Raw genomic sequence first — 459 nt, 5'->3', positions numbered from 1 at the left:
ACAGCCAAGGTCAAGCCAAGACAGCTATACATGAGCCAACTCCCTAACTGATTGGGTCCATGAGATAGAACAAAGAGAAAACTGGTCACGCCTATTTGTACAAAAGGGAATGTCAATTTTTCCCAGAGCAACTGCCTATAAACTATCTCTTCAAGGACACTTGCATTGACCAGAAACAATAAAAAGATAACATGAGGAACCAGTTTTCCTACTTGTACCAATACTGCTTGATTCCTAGTCTGAACTGAAAATAGGAAACTGATGAAGACTGCAAAAGCAACCATACACGCAAAGCCAAGAAGCAACCATCTTAGGCGATTTTGCAAGGTCATATTTTTTGATTGAACAGTTTTTTGATGAGTAATCTCTAGACAAGCTACACCTAAAAGAAGCATTTGTAGCAGGATTAAGACCTTAATCGTCATATAGTCATGCAGGTATAAACTCACAAGAAGACCG

At 39.2% G+C, this 459-nt stretch carries 1 protein-coding gene; it reads right to left on the bottom strand.

The features are described 5' to 3' along the window. Positions 1–459 (bottom strand): CPBP family intramembrane glutamic endopeptidase (locus ACQRDX_RS09505; RefSeq protein WP_427896654.1); only part of this gene is annotated, 459 nt, incomplete at both ends.

The organism is Streptococcus sp. SGI.013, assembly GCF_050315295.1.
GTDB lineage: Bacteria > Bacillota > Bacilli > Lactobacillales > Streptococcaceae > Streptococcus > Streptococcus porcorum.
Note: the sequence above shows the minus strand (reverse complement) of the source record. Positions and strands in the feature narration are given on the sequence as shown.